We start from the raw sequence: 15,961 nt of genomic DNA on the forward strand, positions 1-15,961 counted from the left end.
CACATAGTACTTTAGCTTGAAAATTTAAATAGTTCTGTGAAAAGCTCTATCTATTTTTTTACAAGAAGTCTAGTAAGCATTAATATTACATTACAAAAAATAATTACAATGAAAAATCAAAAAATTGAAATAGAAAATTTATGGAACCGTTTTAAAAATTGGGTTTCTTCTAATGCTCCTCATTTATCTGAAGAGCTTCAGCCTGCAATTCAACCAGAAGAAATAAAACAATTACAACAAACCATACAAACAGAACTACCTGAAGACTTTATAGCCTTTTTAAGTATACACAACGGTCAAAACAGAAATGCCGAAGGCTTAATAGATGCTGAAGAGCTACTTTCTTCTAATAGAATAATTGATGAATGGAAAATTTGGTATAATTTATATGAGGGTGGAGATTTTGAAGATAGTGAAGCTGAACCCGATGAAGAAATTAAAGACTTTTGGTGGAACCCTAAATGGATTCCAATTACTTATGATGGTTCTGGAAATCATCTATGTATAGATATGGATCCTACAGAAAATGGAACTAAAGGACAGATAATAAGAATGTGGCACGACGATAGTGTAAGAGAGTATATAGCACCTTCTTTTAAGGTTTTCTTTGAGAACTATTGTACCAATCTTGAAAACAACAAATATGTATATTCTAACGAGTGGGGAGGAATAATTATTAAAGAAGATTTGTAAAACCTTTAACTCAGCTCAATAGCAGTAACATTTTAACTTCAAAATAAAACAAGTGAAAAGGTAGCACACCTTAGCTTGTAATTGAATAAAGTTATTGTATTTTAGTATCTAAAAAGTAATTACAAATTAATTGGATTTTGTTAATTATAGCTGGTTTATTTGAAGTAGCTTTTGCAGCTTGTCTTGGAAAAGCTAAAGAAACTACTGGAATAGAAGCCGCATATTGGTATATTGGCTTTTTAATCTGTTTATCTATAAGTATGTTGCTTCTCTTAAAAGCAACCCAAGAGCTACCTATTGGAACTGCCTATGCAGTTTGGACAGGAATTGGTGCTGTAGGAACAGTACTAATTGGAATTTTAGTTTTTAAAGAACCCGCTACATTTTGGCGATTATTTTTTATCACAACATTAATTACTTCGATTGTAGGACTCAAAATCGTTTCACATTAACCTAAGTCATGAAAACAACACCCAAACACGACGAAAAAATAGCGAGCATGACTTTTGCTTCTGTTTACCCTCATTATGTTACTAAAGTTGAGAAAAAAGGAAGAACAAAAGAGGAGTTACACCTAGTAATTGAATGGCTTACTGGTTTTAACAATCAAAAATTAAACAAATTAATTGATCAAAAAGTAACTTTTAAATCCTTCTTCAAAGAAGCCGACTTAAATCTAAATGCTCATTTAATTACAGGAGTTATTTGTGGTTATCGAATAGAAGAAATCGAAACTCCGTTAACGAAGCAAGTTCGTTATTTAGACAAGCTTGTAGATGAATTAGCTAAAGGTCGTAAAATTGAGAAAATTTTACGATAAACCTTTTAATTTTTCTTTTTAAAAGTTATATCGGTTTCTTTGTTATTTGAATAAAAGAGGCCTTGAACCCTTTTAGGGCACTTAATAACCCTTAACCCTACCTTCACACAACACCTCTTTATTTACAAGACTTTCAAGACGAAGACCTTTTTTATTAAAATAAAAACACCAGCAAAGATGATAAAAATTGAATACATTTGCTTTTGTTAATTTTCAACACATGAAACTAGTTTTTGCTACTAACAATCTAAACAAACTTGCTGAAGTACAAAAAATGTTACCTAACTCTATTGAGTTACTTTCTTTGAAGGACATCGATTGCTTTGATGATATTGAAGAAACCGCAACTACTTTAGAAGGAAACGCCAAAATTAAAGCAAATTATATTACTGAAAAGTTTGGATATAATTGTTTTGCCGACGATACAGGTTTAGAGGTAGAAGCTTTAAATGGAGAACCAGGAGTATATTCTGCTCGCTATGCTGGTGAACCTGCTAATGCAGAAAACAACATGCAAAAACTATTAACAATGTTGAACAATAAAACTGATAGAAATGCTCAGTTTAGAACTTCTGTTTGTTTAAATTTAGATGGAAAGCAATTTTTATTTGATGGAGTTTGTAAAGGAACCATTTTAACATCTAAGCAAGGTGAACAAGGTTTTGGATATGATCCCATTTTTCAGCCTGAAGGATACAACAAATCATTTGCAGAAATGACTTCAGAAGAAAAAAACAAAATAAGTCATAGAGGATTAGCTATTCAACAATTAGTCGCTTTTTTAAAATCAATTAGCTAATTGAATTTATCAAAAACATACACAGTTCACTTTTTACTTTTATCAGTTTTACTGATTATTTTTCTACTACTAAACATTAGTTTAGGTTCCGTATCCATTCCTTTAAAAGAAATTTTCAACTCCTTATTTGGTAACCCTGTTGTAAAAGATAGTTGGGAAACCATTATCATTAATTACCGCTTGCCAAAAGCAATTATAGCAATGCTAGTTGGGTCAGGATTAGCTATAAGTGGTTTATTAATGCAAACATTATTCAGAAATCCACTTGCAGGCCCTTTTGTATTAGGAATATCTTCTGGTGCAAGCCTTGGTGTAGCATTACTCATTTTAGGTTCTAGTGTTTTTGGAGGATTTTTTCTTGTAGCTATTTACTCTAACTGGGCATTGGCCATTGCTGCAAGTGCAGGATCTTTCTTAGTATTATCAGCAGTTATTATAGCTGCAAATAGAGTTCGTAATACGATGTCTATTTTAATTATTGGATTAATGTTTGGCTCATTAACATCAGCAGTTATTAGCGTATTAGCTTTTTTTAGTGAAGCTGAACAAATACAACAATATTTATTTTGGAGCTTTGGAAGTTTGGGTAATCTAACTTGGGCTGAACTTTCTGTTTTTGGAATTATTTATCTCGTAGGAATTCTTGGAACATTCTCTGTCATAAAACCTCTAAACAGCTTTTTACTAGGCGAAAACTATGCAAAAAGCTTAGGAATTAATATAAAAAAAAGTAGAAATATCATTTTACTAATCACAAGTATTCTTACAGGTGTAATTACAGCATTTTCAGGTCCTATTGCTTTTGTTGGACTAGCTGTTCCTCATATAGCTAAAATGATTTTCTCTACATCAAATCATAAAATTTTATTACCCGCTGTTGCCTTAATTGGAGCTATTATTCTTTTAATTTGTGACAGTATAGCGCAGTTACCCACAAGCGAATTCACTTTACCTATTAACGCAATAACATCATTATTTGGAGCACCTGTAGTTATATGGCTATTAATTAGGAAGAAGAAAATATATGTGTAAAACTAAGATTATAAACAGTTAAACAAGCAAACATCAATCAACAACAAAAACATATCGTCTTACAAACAGAAAATCTTTCAATAGGATACAAATCAAAAAGGCAAGAAACAGTTATTGCTTCAGCTATTGATTTAGCTATCGAAAAAGGAAAATTTGTTGCTTTGTTAGGTAAAAATGGAATTGGAAAATCAACCTTACTCCGTACCATTTCTAAGGTTCAAAAACCTTTGAACGGAATTATAAAAATCAATCAAAAAGAACTTTCAACCTACACCAGTCAAGAATTATCTACTACGCTGAGTTTAGTATTAACCGAACGTTTACCGCTAAGTCAGCTAACGGTTTTTGAACTTGTTGCTCTTGGACGTCAACCTTACACTAACTGGATTGACAAACTAACTCAAGAACATCTAAAAAAAATTCTCTGGGCAATTGAACAGACAGAAATCTCCCATTTAAAAGATAAACGATTTTATGAATTGAGCGATGGTCAGCTACAACGAGTACTTATTGCTAGAGCTTTGGCTCAAGATACTGAAATCATTATTTTAGATGAACCTACTGCTCATTTAGATATACATCATACATTCAAAGTGTTTTCTTTATTAAAAAAACTCGTAAAGAATACAAGAAAAACTATCATTATATCTACCCACGAAGTGAATTTAGCCATTCAACTTGCAGATGAATTCATACTTCTTTCTGAAAAACAACTATATACAGGTACTTCACAAGACTTAATTAGTAAAAATGCTTTTGAAAAACTTTTTCCAAAAGAATTAATAAGTTTTAACAAAACATTAGAACAATTCGTTATTAAGAAAAATTAAATTTGAGCAATTGTAACATTTTCTTACTTTTGAAACTAATCGAACTAAACAAACCTTAACTATTGATGAAAAAATTACTTTTTATGGCTAGTGCAATTGCATTGGTAGCATGTGGTTCTAGCAAAGAAACAGCTAGTACTGACAATGATACTACTGATTTTGCAGCTAAATATGCCCAAACTATTACTGCAAAAGATTTAGGAAAACATCTATTTATCTATGCTTCAGATGAATTTGAAGGAAGAAACACGGGGGAGCCTGGACAAAAAAAAGCGGTAAAGTATTTAAAAGATTTTTATGTTAGTCAAGGAATAGTTTCTCCTTTAGGTGATGATGATTACTTTCAAGAAGTACCTTCTGAATACTTAAGTAACAACCGTAGAGGAATGACTTTAAAAGATTCTGAAAATGTTGTTGCTTTTATCAAAGGAACGGAAAAACCAGATGAAATAGTAGTTATTTCAGCTCACTTAGATCACGAGGGAGTTAAAAATGGAGAAATATACAATGGTGCCGATGATGATGGATCAGGAACTGTAGCTATTTTAGAAATTGCTGAAGCTTTTAAACAAGCTGCCGATGCTGGTAAAGGCCCTAAACGTTCTATTTTATTTTTACACGTTACAGGTGAAGAAAAAGGTTTATTAGGATCTAAATATTATACTGAAAATCCAATTTTCCCATTGGCTAATACTGTTACCAACTTGAACATTGATATGATTGGTAGAGTTGATGACCGCCATAAAGGAAATCCAAATTATGTATACTTAATCGGTTCTGATAAGTTAAGTACTGAATTACATAACATTTCTGAAGCGATGAATAAAAAATATACTAACATCGATTTAGATTATAAATACAACGATGATAACGACCCTAATCGTTTTTATTATCGTTCTGACCACTATAATTTTGCTAAGCACAACATTCCTATTATTTTTTATTTTAATGGAACACATGCCGACTATCACAGACCAACTGACACTCCTGACAAAATCAATTATGAAATGTTAGAGAACAGAACTCGTTTGGTTTTCCATACAGCTTGGGAAGTTGCGAATCGTGAGAATCGTGTTGTGGTTGATAAAGCCGCAGAATAAGGTCTAATCAAATTTAAATTATAAAGTTTAAAAGCTCATCTAAATTAGATGAGCTTTTTATTTTCTTTAATATTACTCTTAAAATATATCTCCTTTTACACTTAAAAAAGAACCCTAACCAGATTATTTATCTACTAAAAAAAATAAATTAGAAAAATAATCTAAACATCAAACTAATACCTGATAAATAACATTCCTTAGTTTACATTTGCCCGCTTAAATTTTAATACTATGGTTAACGAAGGGAAATTATCATTAGAAAATCAACAAAAACTAGATAAATTACAAGAAGAATTAGCTTCTGCTCGCGATACTTTTTTAGGATATCCTGTATCAAAAGATTTCGATTATTCAGAATTAAATAAATTTTTTCAATATCCAATTAACAACCTTGGTGATCCTTTCGAACAAGGCACTTATCGTGTGCGAACCCATGAAATGGAACGTGAGGTTATTGCATTTTTCGCAAAACTATTTAGAGCAAATCCGAAAGACTTTTGGGGATATGTTACCAACGGTGGTTCAGAGAGTAACCTGTATGGTTTATACATTGCTCGTGAATTATTTCCTAAAGCTATGGTATACTATTCTGAATCTACTCATTATAGTGTACGTAAGAATATCCATTTATTAAATATCCCAAGTATTGTAATTAAATCGCAAGAAAATGGCGAGATGGATTATGAAGATTTTGAAAACACTGTTCGTATGAACCGTCATAAACCAGTAATTGTATTGGCAACTTTTGGTACAACGATGAAAGAAGCAAAAGACGATATAGGTAGAATTAAAGGAATTTTAAGCAACCTTGCTATCCAAGACCATTATATTCATTGTGATGCTGCTTTAGCTGGCTCTTTTGGACCGTTCATGCAACCTCGTCTTCCTTTCGATTTTGTGGATGGTGCTGACAGCATTTCTATTAGTGGACATAAATTTATTGGTTCACCAATACCTACTGGTGTATTAATGGCTAAAAGATCAAATAGAGATAGAATTGCTAAAGGAATTTCTTACATCGGTTCTTTTGATACTACTATTACAGGCTCTCGTAACGGACATTCTCCTTTATTCTTGTGGTACGCCTTAAAACAATTAGGTGTTGAGGGTTTACAACAACGTTACCTACATAGCTTAGCTGTAGCTGAATATTGCGAAGCTGAATTACAAAAAATTGGAGTAAATGCTTGGAGAAACCCAAATGCAATTACTGTTGTATTACCAAAAACTCCACAAAGTATTAAAGATAAATGGCAGTTAGCTACTGAAGGGAACATTTCTCATGTTATTTGTATGCCTAACGTAACAAAAACTCAAATTGATGAATTTGTAAATGACTTAAAAAATTGTACAGAACAAATTATTGAAGAGGAATTTTCCTATGATTTTTCATTAAGCTAACCTTTTATTAATCTAAGACAAGTACTTTTGATTGCTTTAAAAAGAAAATTTAATTATGAAGAAATTATTATTAAGTACAATGCTATTTGCATTGTCATTTGCTTATGGGCAAGAAAAAAAAGAAAATGAAAAATTAACTATTGAAAAAGGCACGTGGTATGTTGGCGGGAATGTTTCTTTAGGACACACCAATTCCGAATTTGAAGATTCACCTAATACTTCTAAGTATTTTAATTTTAACTTCTCCCCTAAGATAGGTTATACTTTCAACGACAACTTAATTCTAGGGTTGGGCTTAGGGTATGGATACACGGAAAGCGAGTCAGGAAACACAACAAATAATCAAGTAAACACAACTAATCATTTTAGAGTTTTCCCTTACATCAAAAAATATTTTCCTGTTGGAAAGAAATTGACTATTTCGTTACAAGGAGAATTTAGGTATAGCTATTCAGAATATGAAAAAAATGACGTTTTAAATTCTAATGGAGGGCATACAAACGAGTATTTTATTGGTGTTCGACCAGGAATAACTTATTTCTTAAACAAAAATTTAGCTTTAGAGGCTAACATAGGAACTTTAGGATACAATAATGCTACACAAAAGTCCGGGAGTCCATCAAAAAGAACTTGGAGTTCTTTCAACTTTAATATAAACTCAACTGATTTAATGTTCGGTTTATCATATTATTGGTAGTATTAAAGTTTACAAATCAAACAAGAAACGCTAAGAAAATTCTTAGCGTTTTTTTATACATTCTATTATTTGAAACTTTTTATTTTGTTCTAACACACTCACCGAAGAAAAAAGCTTTATTAGGTGTGTACTATAATTCAAATGTGAATTAGCAACTAACAAAAATCTTCCGTTATTTTTCAAACAATTTTCTACTCCTTTAAAAAGGTTTAGTGCCACTTCAATATTATTCTCATATTCAAAATGAAAAGGAGGGTTCGATACTACTAAATCAAAAGAATTTTGTTTTACCCCCTCTAAAGTATCATCACATAAAAATTCTGCTTTTTTTTCTTCTAAGTTAATTTTAGATGATTCTATAGCTAAGTTAAAATCATCTAGCAAAGTTACTTCTGCTTGTGGGTTTTGCTCAGTAACTTCATAAGCTATAATTCCATTTCCAGAAGCTACATCTAATACTTTTAACTCCTCTGTTTTAACTTCTAAATTTTCTAAGAAAAATTGCGTTCCTATATCTATGCTTCCAGAAGAAAACACACCGTAATATTGCTGTAAGACTTTGCTTTTCCACTGGATGGTATTAATTAGATCCTTCTGCTTGACTTCTTTTTTAGGTACTTTTAAAATCAACAAACGTGCTTTTTTCCATGCTTTTGATTGAGTAACCCCTTCAAAATATTGTTCAGCAACTTTTATAAAAGAAACTGAAAAATATTTAGTCATAAACCCACAAACTACTTCAGTATTTTCATGTGAAGCTTTATGTATTTGTTGTAAAAACAACTCAAACAACTCTAATGACTTTGGAATTTTAATCAATGCTAAATCAACACTCTCTAAGTTGTCTAAAGGAGTTTTAAAATCGACTTCCGTAGAAATGTTATTCAGTTTTAAATTTTGACGAATTGCTTTTTGCTGACTAGCATACGTCCAAACAGCCGTAACTTTTTTATGCTGTAAAGCGCAATTCCACACTCCAAAACGGTCATTAAAAAGGTGTAAACCCTCTATATACTTATCGGTTATATAATCTAACACTAAGAGTTCAGCGTTACTCCAAGCTCGTAAACTTTTGTCGGAAGTCTTGGGGTAACGCTGTAATTGATATGTTTTTGACTGTATTTTTACTCTAGTATCCAATTTTAACTAGTTTTCTTTATTTAACTAACTAAAACCTTTTCTTTAGTGTAGTAAACTTTATCTAACGAAGTTATTTCTCCTGTTCTTTTTCTTCTAAAAATGTGTTTTGCCTCTACATCTTTAATTGAATCTTTTCCCATAGCTGCAACCATTTCTTTAATGGCACTAATTGTCTTATTATGGTAATTCTTTACACGCATATTCTTATACTTAACTACCAAAGCCTTTACTAAGTCCTTCTCTTGTGTTGCTACACCCACAGGACAAGTATCTAAATTACATTCACGTGCCTGAATACAGCCTAAACTTAACATAAAGCTACGAGCCATACCAATTGCATCGGCTCCTAATGCTAGATATTTAATCACATCAAAAGCATCAATAGCTTTACCACTTGCAATAATTTTTATTTGGTCTTTTAGTCCGTATTTTTTCAACATCTTATTTACAAAAGATAGTCCTTCTAATAACGGTGTACCAATGTAGTTTGAAAACTCTAAAGGTGCTGAACCTGTCCCTCCTTCTCCTCCATCAACAGCTATATAATCAGGGTAATTATTAGCATCAGCAAAAGCTTTAATCATCGTTTCGATTTCATCGTTGTCTCCAACACAAAACTTAATTCCAACGGGTTTCCCTCCAGATAATTCTCTCACCTGTTGAATAAATGCAACCATTTCGTCAAAATTAGAAAAAGCATCGTGTGCCGGTGGTGAATCTACTCGTGTAAAAGGCTCTACAGAACGAATTTCAGCAATTTCTTTCGTGTTCTTTTTTGCTGGAAGAATTCCACCATGACCTGGTTTAGCTCCTTGTGAAAGCTTTATTTCAACCATCTTTACCTCTTCTCTAACAGCATTTTTCTTAAAAACCTCAGCATCAAAAACACGTTTACCATTTACACTTTTCCCTGCTCCAAAATACCCTGTACCTACCTGAAAAATTAAATCTCCTCCTTGTAAATGATAAGGAGAAACTCCTCCTTCACCTGTATTATGTGCAAAACCACCCATTTTAGCACCTTGGTTTAATGCCATAATTGCATTTTTACTCAACGAACCAAAAGACATTGCAGAAATATTGATTATAGAAGAGTCATATTTTTGTGTACACTTATCTGAACCAATAAGTACTCTTTCTCCTTTAATATGATGATGGTCTTTAGGAAATAGTGAATGTTTTACAAACTCATACCCCTTTGCATATACATTATGTTGGGTACCAAAAGGTACTGTTTCAATTTCTCTTTTTGAACGCTGGTAAACAATACTTCTTTTTTCACGATTAATAGGCTTTCCGTTTAAATCGTCTTCAATAAAATACTGTTGAATTTTTTCTCTTTCTTCTTCAAATACCCAACGTAAACGAGCAATTACTGGAAAAGCTCTCATTAATGAATGCTTTTTTTGAATAAAAGCATCATATATTGCTAACAGAGTAACTGCTGTAGCTACTGTTAGTAAAATGTAATTTCCCATATCTGGCATGAAATAAACTAACACACCACATAAAATATTTATTACAATAACAACAGATAAGATAGTATCTCTCATTTTTTTTATTTTTTTGCAAAAATACAATTTTAGCATAAAAAAAGCTCTGACATATAGCCAGAGCTTTCTTGTATATTTGAATACTTGAAATTATTTTTTGAATTTCGCGTACTTATTTTTGAACTTATCAATACGCCCTGCAGTATCTACTAACTTAGACTTACCAGTGTAGAAAGGATGTGAAGTTCTTGAAATTTCTAATTTAATTAATGGATACTCAACTCCTTCTACTTCTAAAGTTTCTTTTGTGTTAGCAGTTGAACGTGTTAAAAAAACATCTCCGTTAGACATGTCTTTAAACGCTACCATTCTATAATTTTCTGGATGTATACCTTTTTTCATCTCTTGTAAATTTAAAATCTTTTATTTTTGTTGAAAAAATTATAAAGTTGGTAAAGCTTTATAGTTGTTTCATATATCAAAAACCTGCAATGGCTATTTGAGGGTGCAAATTTAACCCTTTTTTTTAATTTGCAAACAAATAATTTGCTTTAATTTGTACAACATCTTTATAAACTACAGAAAATAACATTTTATATATGCGTTTTTATAAACTTTTAACTTTAGGATTAACTACTTTACTTGTAACCTCTTGTAGCGAAACTAATTACAAATTTAAATTAGATACTACCAAAAAGACCACACTAGGTAAAAAAGCTGCTATTAAGTTTGAGCAATTGAAAGGTGAACAGATAGATTCTGTACAATTATACGTAAATAACAAACGTGTAAACACGAACGAAACTAGTGTTACCGTTAACACTGCTGATTTTGGTGTAGGGAAACATGCTGTTACTGCTTTAGCTTTTTATCCTAACAAATCAAAAAAACTAAACAACTCTATTGAGGTGTTAGCAAAAGAAGCTCCTGCTGTATATTCTTATAAAATTGTAAATATTTATCCACACGATAAAGGAGCCTATACTCAAGGGTTAGAATATAAAAATGGTTACTTATATGAAAGTACGGGTCGAAACGGTGAGTCTACTTTACGAAAAGTTGAATTAGAAACTGGAAAAGTTTTACAAAAGATAGATTTGGATGAAAAATACTTTGGTGAAGGAATGACCATTTTTAATAATAAAATTTATTGGTTAACATGGCACGCTCGAAAAGGATTTATATACGATTTTGAAACATTTAAACAACTTGGCAGCTTTAATTACACCAATAGTAATCAAGGATGGGGATTAACACATAACGGTTCTGAGCTTATTAAAACGGATGGAAGTAACAAAATTTGGTTTTTAGACGCCAATAATCAGCAAGAAAAAAGAAGTGTTCAAGTATACACAAACAAATATCCCGTTGATAATTTAAATGAAATTGAGCTAATAAATGGTAAAATTTATGCTAATAAATGGCAACAAAACTCAATAGTTATTATCAATCCAGAAACAGGTGTCGTTGAAGGTGTAGCTAACTTAAATGGATTGAGAGATATTGTTGCTAAAGATCAAACTTTGGAGACTCAAGATGATGTACTAAACGGAATTGCATATGATTCTGAAAACAATCGTTTATTTGTTACAGGAAAACATTGGGGAAAATTATTTGAAATAGAATTAATCAAACAATAATCCTAAACCATGAAAAATACCCTTCCCATACTAGCACTTATTCTATCCATTATTGTAATATCTTGTAGAAAAGACTTCAATACAGTACCTAGTTATGGGAAGTTACAGTTTTCAAAAGACACCGTATTTCTAGACACTGTTTTTAGCAATATAGGTTCTGCTACGTATAACTTAAAAGTATACAATAAGAGTAGTAAAACTATTACAATTCCAGAAATCAAATTGGAAAATGGAAATACTTCAAATTATCGATTGAATGTAGATGGATTAGCTGGTGACAGTTTCAATAATATTGATATTTTGGCAAATGATAGTATTTATATTTTTATAGAAACTACTATTAATGTTAACACCGTTACCGATCCTTTATATACTGATAAAATATTATTTGATAATGGAGAAAACCAACAAGATGTAGATTTAGTTACTTTAGTACAAGACGCTCATTTTATTTTTCCTTCTAAAAACAGTTCGGGTATTGAGACATTAACTATTAACGGTAAAGAAACCGAAATTCAGGGTCGCTTTTTAACTGACGAAGAACTAACCTTTACTAATGAAAAACCTTATGTTATTTACGGTTACGCTGCTGTACCATCAAGTAAAACACTAACAGTTGAAGCCGGAGCTAAAATTCATTTTCACAATAATTCAGGCTTAATTATTGATAAAGATGCAAACTTTAAAGTGAATGGAACTTTAGATGAAAAAGTAATTTTTGAAGGAGACCGATTAGAACATCAGTTTAGCGAAATTCCAGGACAATGGGGGGCTATTTGGATACGTGAAGGTAGTTTTAACAACGAACTAAATTATACTCAAATTAAAAATGGAACTGTTGGACTTCTTGTTGACGGACAAGATACCTCCTCTCCCACGCTAACAATAAAAAACACTGAAATATATAACAGTTCAAACTATGGTGTTTTAGGTAGAAACACACATATTGAAGGAGAAAACTTAGTAATAGGTAGCGCAGGACAATCTGCATTAGCTTGTACTTTTGGTGGTAAATATAACTTTGCCCATGCTACTTTTGCTAACTTTTGGAACAATAGTATTCGTCAATTACCTTCGGTTTTAGTCAACAACCACATTAGTTATCTTAATAATGATAACCAAGAAATTACAGAGACTAATGATTTGGTTACCGCTAACTTTATAAACTGTATTATTGAAGGAAACAACAACGTTGAATTTATTCTTGATAGAATTGATGGTACAACCTTTAATTACTCGGTTGAAAATTGCTTAATAAAATTTAATGACCTTAATAATTCATTCACAGATAATACTGAATTGAATTTTAATGATACTGAACATTATCAAAATAACATTTTAAACGGAGAGCCTAACTTTAAAGATGTTACTAAAAATGAGTTTATCATTGGTGAAAATAGTGATACTATTAATAAAGCTAAACCTTCTGCTGTTTCTAATGATATTTTAGGTGTAGACAGAAGCACTTCCCCTGATATTGGAGCTTACCAACATACTAATTTTTAACTCTTCAAAAAGAGTCATTAAACATTAAAATATTTATCAAGCGATATATAGCTTACAAGCTATAAAACGAATTCAAGTTAAAAAATATGTTACTTGTTTTTTTTCGTTACATAACTTACCTGTAGTACACTTCTTTTCAACCTAAAAAACACTCCATTCATCGAATTAAAAGTAAAAGAACATACAATCTAAAATATATTTGTAGTGTATTTGTTTCATTCATAGTAATAAAATAGATTAATTAGTTTGGTTAGTTGAGAGCTATTCTTTATTAATAAACATTGAATAGCTCTTTTTTAAAAAAGAAATTATTAAACATCAAAATATTTGTCGGGGGGCAACACTATAGATACGTATCTATAAATAAAAGGAATGCTGAGCATTCCTTTTTTGTTCTTTTTTATAAATTCTTTCCAAAAATAAATTCAAATTAAAAAACATGTTACTTGTTTTTTTCGTTACATAACTTATCTGTAGTAGGCCTCTTCTCAACCTAAAAAACAATCCATTCATCGAATTAAAAGTAAAAGAACATAGAATCTAAAATATATTTGTAGTGTATTTGTTTCATTCATAGTAATAAAATAAATTAATAAGTTTGGTTAGTTAAGAGCTATTCTTTATTAATAAAATTGAATAGCTCTTTTTAAAAAAAGAAATCACTAAACATCAAAATATTTGTCGGGGGGCAATACTATAGATATATATCTATAAAAAAAGGAATGCAAAGCATTCCTTTTTATTTTTAACGTACTGTTTTTCAATTCATAATTTCTTTATAAACCCTCCCACCTTTCATCACAAAAACTACTTTTTCCATCGTATGAATATTTTGAATAGGATCTTCTCCTACTGCAATGATATCTGCTACAAACCCTTTTTTAATCTGTCCTAACTCATTTTTCATGCCTAATAATGCTGCATTAGTCACTGTTGCAGACTGTATCGTTTCTATAGCAGGCATTCCTGCTTCAACCATGTACCCAAACTCTTTTCCATTCTTACCATGTTTAAAAACTCCTGCATCGGTACCAAAAGCTATTTTTACACCCTTTTTATAAGCTTTTCCAAAAGTTCCTTGTATTTGTGGACCAACAGCTAATGCTTTAGGCACTACAATTTCTGGATAAAAGCCTTTTACTTTAGCCTTCTCTTCTACTTCTTTTCCAGCTGTAATAGTTGGTACCAAATATGCATCGTATTTTTTCATCAACTCCATTGTTTCATCACTCATATAAGTTCCATGTTCAATCGTTTTTACCCCTCCAATTATAGCACGTTGCATTCCTTCATCTCCATGAGCATGAGCCGCTACATGCATTCCGTAATCTTTAGCTGTTTCACAAATTGCTTTTATTTCCTCAATAGTAAACTGCGGATTGTCTCCGCTTTTGGCCACACTTAATACGCCTCCTGTAGCTGTAATTTTTATACAATCTGCTCCATTTTTGTAACGTTGTCTAACCGCTTTTCGAGCATCTTCTACCGAATTTACCACTCCTTCTTTTGGACCAGGGTTTCCTATTAGCTTTCTACTGCTTCCATTTGTTGGGTCTGCATGCCCTCCTGTCGTTGCTAAAGATTTCCCCGCAGTAAACACTCTCGGACCTACAATTTTTCCCGATTTAATTGCTTTAGCTAAAGAAATATTAACCCCTGTTCCTCCCAAATCTCTTACCGTGGTAAAGCCGTTTAACAAAGTGGTTTCGGCAAACTTAACTGAGTTATAAGCTCTATCAGCATCATTCAAAATATATTTTTCCAGTCTTGTTTTCGGACTATGTTCACTTTCAATATGCACATGCATATCAATCAATCCAGGCATTACCACCTTATCTTTCAAATCTATCGTTATATCATCAGTGTTTTCAGGGTTCACATATCCTTTTAACACATCAATAATCTTGTTACCTTTTACAATTATAGTTTGTTGTTCTTTTATTTTACCTTTTTCTGTATCAATTAATTTCCCACAAAATATATAGGTATTTTGAGCAAATGTTGTGATTGACATTGTTAGGAGAACCGCTAAAAAAAGTCTTTTTTTCATGATAATTTAAGAATGATTAAACAATAAATGTAGTGATTTTTATGTAGCTTGCCTTTTTAAATTTTGACAATTACATGAAGAACGTTGTTATTACAGGAACTAGTAGAGGTATTGGTTTTGAATTAGCACAGCAGTTTGCTAATCAAGGACATCAAGTATTAGCCTTATCAAGAAACACAAAACCTTTAGAACTGGTTAGCCACCCAAACATCACTATTATCTCTGTTAATTTATCGAACGAAAGAGATTTACAAAAAGCAGTTGAATTTGTTTCAACTAAATGGAAAAAGGTAGATATCCTTATCAATAATGCAGGAAAGTTGGTTAACAAACCTTTTGAACAACTAACTACGCAAGATTTTGAAGAGGTTTATAAAGTGAATGTTTTTGCAGTTGCTGAATTGACTAAAACCCTTCTACCGTTTATGCAAAAAGGGAGTCATGTGGTAACAGTGAGTAGTATGGGTGGAATTCAAGGAAGCATGAAATTTCCTGGATTAGCTGCCTATAGCTCTGCCAAAGGTGCTGTAATTACCTTATCAGAACTATTAGCAGAAGAATACAAAGAACAACAAATAGCTTTTAATGTATTAGCCTTAGGCGCTGTACAAACAGAGATGTTAGAAGAGGCTTTCCCTGGTTATGAAGCTCCATTATCTGCTAAAGAAATGGCTAATTATATTTTTGATTTTGCTTTAACTGGTAATAAATATTATAACGGAAAAGTGCTACAGGTTTCAAGCTCTAATCCTTAAACTCT

16 protein-coding genes are annotated in these 15,961 nt (G+C 31.5%); 12 read left to right on the forward strand and 4 right to left on the reverse strand.

Annotated features, from left to right (window positions below; translation table 11 throughout):
- The first annotated feature begins 108 nt into the window (after positions 1-108).
- From ACXIHB_RS04590 to ACXIHB_RS04630, 9 genes are all read left to right on the forward strand, one after another.
- A complete protein-coding gene (locus ACXIHB_RS04590; RefSeq protein ID WP_462099028.1) occupies positions 109-693 on the forward strand; it encodes an SMI1/KNR4 family protein in 585 nt (194 codons plus the stop codon).
- A gap of 125 nt (positions 694-818) precedes the next feature.
- On the forward strand, positions 819-1,145 hold the full coding sequence (locus ACXIHB_RS04595) for a DMT family transporter (RefSeq protein ID WP_047789615.1): 327 nt from the start codon (positions 819-821) through the stop codon (positions 1,143-1,145).
- A gap of 8 nt (positions 1,146-1,153) precedes the next feature.
- Positions 1,154-1,513, forward strand: coding sequence for a DUF2200 domain-containing protein (locus ACXIHB_RS04600; protein WP_047789614.1), 360 nt, complete (start codon positions 1,154-1,156; stop codon positions 1,511-1,513).
- A 220-nt stretch (positions 1,514-1,733) separates the two neighbouring features.
- A complete protein-coding gene (locus ACXIHB_RS04605; RefSeq protein ID WP_253057170.1) occupies positions 1,734-2,312 on the forward strand; it encodes a non-canonical purine NTP diphosphatase in 579 nt (192 codons plus the stop codon).
- On the forward strand, positions 2,313-3,344 hold the full coding sequence (locus ACXIHB_RS04610) for a FecCD family ABC transporter permease (protein ID WP_462099029.1): 1,032 nt from the start codon (positions 2,313-2,315) through the stop codon (positions 3,342-3,344).
- Positions 3,345-3,469: 125 nt separating this feature from the next.
- The gene (locus tag ACXIHB_RS04615) at positions 3,470-4,174 is read left to right on the forward strand and encodes an ABC transporter ATP-binding protein (protein WP_317039781.1); all 705 of its coding nucleotides are present in this window, start codon (positions 3,470-3,472) and stop codon (positions 4,172-4,174) included.
- Between the two features lie 65 nt (positions 4,175-4,239).
- A complete protein-coding gene (locus tag ACXIHB_RS04620; RefSeq protein WP_349265321.1) occupies positions 4,240-5,274 on the forward strand; it encodes a M28 family metallopeptidase in 1,035 nt (344 codons plus the stop codon).
- A 231-nt stretch (positions 5,275-5,505) separates the two neighbouring features.
- The gene (locus tag ACXIHB_RS04625; RefSeq protein ID WP_462099030.1) at positions 5,506-6,675 is read left to right on the forward strand and encodes a histidine decarboxylase; all 1,170 of its coding nucleotides are present in this window, start codon (positions 5,506-5,508) and stop codon (positions 6,673-6,675) included.
- 55 nt (positions 6,676-6,730) lie between these two features.
- Positions 6,731-7,372: an outer membrane beta-barrel protein gene (locus ACXIHB_RS04630; RefSeq protein WP_173360105.1), complete on the forward strand. Its 642-nt coding sequence runs from the start codon at positions 6,731-6,733 to the stop codon at positions 7,370-7,372.
- A 42-nt stretch (positions 7,373-7,414) separates the two neighbouring features.
- On the opposite strand, the gene ACXIHB_RS04635 is transcribed toward ACXIHB_RS04630, so the two are convergent.
- The 3 genes from ACXIHB_RS04635 to ACXIHB_RS04645 all read right to left on the reverse strand — a co-directional run bounded on the left by ACXIHB_RS04635 (position 7,415) and on the right by ACXIHB_RS04645 (position 10,407).
- Positions 7,415-8,512 carry a methyltransferase gene (locus ACXIHB_RS04635; RefSeq protein WP_159490647.1) on the reverse strand — a complete coding sequence of 366 codons (1,098 nt, stop codon included), beginning with the start codon at positions 8,510-8,512 and terminating at the stop codon, positions 7,415-7,417.
- A gap of 20 nt (positions 8,513-8,532) precedes the next feature.
- Positions 8,533-10,065 (reverse strand): FMN-binding glutamate synthase family protein, encoded by a 1,533-nt coding sequence (locus tag ACXIHB_RS04640; RefSeq protein ID WP_462099031.1) that lies wholly within the window; start codon positions 10,063-10,065, stop codon positions 8,533-8,535.
- Between the two features lie 90 nt (positions 10,066-10,155).
- Positions 10,156-10,407: a type B 50S ribosomal protein L31 gene (locus ACXIHB_RS04645; protein WP_047789607.1), complete on the reverse strand. Its 252-nt coding sequence runs from the start codon at positions 10,405-10,407 to the stop codon at positions 10,156-10,158.
- Between the two features lie 197 nt (positions 10,408-10,604).
- Here ACXIHB_RS04645 and ACXIHB_RS04650 point away from each other — a divergent pair, with 197 nt between their 5' ends.
- The gene (locus tag ACXIHB_RS04650) at positions 10,605-11,645 is read left to right on the forward strand and encodes a glutaminyl-peptide cyclotransferase (protein ID WP_462099032.1); all 1,041 of its coding nucleotides are present in this window, start codon (positions 10,605-10,607) and stop codon (positions 11,643-11,645) included.
- 9 nt (positions 11,646-11,654) lie between these two features.
- The gene (locus ACXIHB_RS04655; RefSeq protein ID WP_462099033.1) at positions 11,655-13,151 is read left to right on the forward strand and encodes a hypothetical protein; all 1,497 of its coding nucleotides are present in this window, start codon (positions 11,655-11,657) and stop codon (positions 13,149-13,151) included.
- 760 nt (positions 13,152-13,911) lie between these two features.
- Here the strand turns inward: ACXIHB_RS04655 and ACXIHB_RS04660 are convergent.
- Complete coding sequence (locus ACXIHB_RS04660; protein ID WP_462099034.1) at positions 13,912-15,201, reverse strand: metal-dependent hydrolase family protein; 1,290 nt, start codon at positions 15,199-15,201, stop codon at positions 13,912-13,914.
- 74 nt (positions 15,202-15,275) lie between these two features.
- On the opposite strand from ACXIHB_RS04660, the gene ACXIHB_RS04665 reads away from it, so the two are divergent.
- On the forward strand, positions 15,276-15,956 hold the full coding sequence (locus ACXIHB_RS04665; RefSeq protein WP_462099035.1) for an SDR family NAD(P)-dependent oxidoreductase: 681 nt from the start codon (positions 15,276-15,278) through the stop codon (positions 15,954-15,956).
- Positions 15,957-15,961 lie beyond the last annotated feature (5 nt).

This window comes from Tenacibaculum sp. IMCC1 (genome assembly GCF_054906355.1).

Coding starts and splice junctions, on each gene's coding strand:
- ACXIHB_RS04590 (WP_462099028.1), top strand. CDS start 109: ATGAAAAATCAAAAAATTGAAATAGAAAATTTATGGAACCGTTTTAAA.
- ACXIHB_RS04600 (WP_047789614.1), top strand. CDS start 1,154: ATGAAAACAACACCCAAACACGACGAAAAAATAGCGAGCATGACTTTT.
- ACXIHB_RS04605 (WP_253057170.1), top strand. CDS start 1,734: ATGAAACTAGTTTTTGCTACTAACAATCTAAACAAACTTGCTGAAGTA.
- ACXIHB_RS04620 (WP_349265321.1), top strand. CDS start 4,240: ATGAAAAAATTACTTTTTATGGCTAGTGCAATTGCATTGGTAGCATGT.
- ACXIHB_RS04625 (WP_462099030.1), top strand. CDS start 5,506: ATGGTTAACGAAGGGAAATTATCATTAGAAAATCAACAAAAACTAGAT.
- ACXIHB_RS04630 (WP_173360105.1), top strand. CDS start 6,731: ATGAAGAAATTATTATTAAGTACAATGCTATTTGCATTGTCATTTGCT.
- ACXIHB_RS04640 (WP_462099031.1), bottom strand. CDS start 10,065: ATGAGAGATACTATCTTATCTGTTGTTATTGTAATAAATATTTTATGT.
- ACXIHB_RS04645 (WP_047789607.1), bottom strand. CDS start 10,407: ATGAAAAAAGGTATACATCCAGAAAATTATAGAATGGTAGCGTTTAAA.
- ACXIHB_RS04650 (WP_462099032.1), top strand. CDS start 10,605: ATGCGTTTTTATAAACTTTTAACTTTAGGATTAACTACTTTACTTGTA.
- ACXIHB_RS04655 (WP_462099033.1), top strand. CDS start 11,655: ATGAAAAATACCCTTCCCATACTAGCACTTATTCTATCCATTATTGTA.
- ACXIHB_RS04660 (WP_462099034.1), bottom strand. CDS start 15,201: ATGAAAAAAAGACTTTTTTTAGCGGTTCTCCTAACAATGTCAATCACA.
- ACXIHB_RS04665 (WP_462099035.1), top strand. CDS start 15,276: ATGAAGAACGTTGTTATTACAGGAACTAGTAGAGGTATTGGTTTTGAA.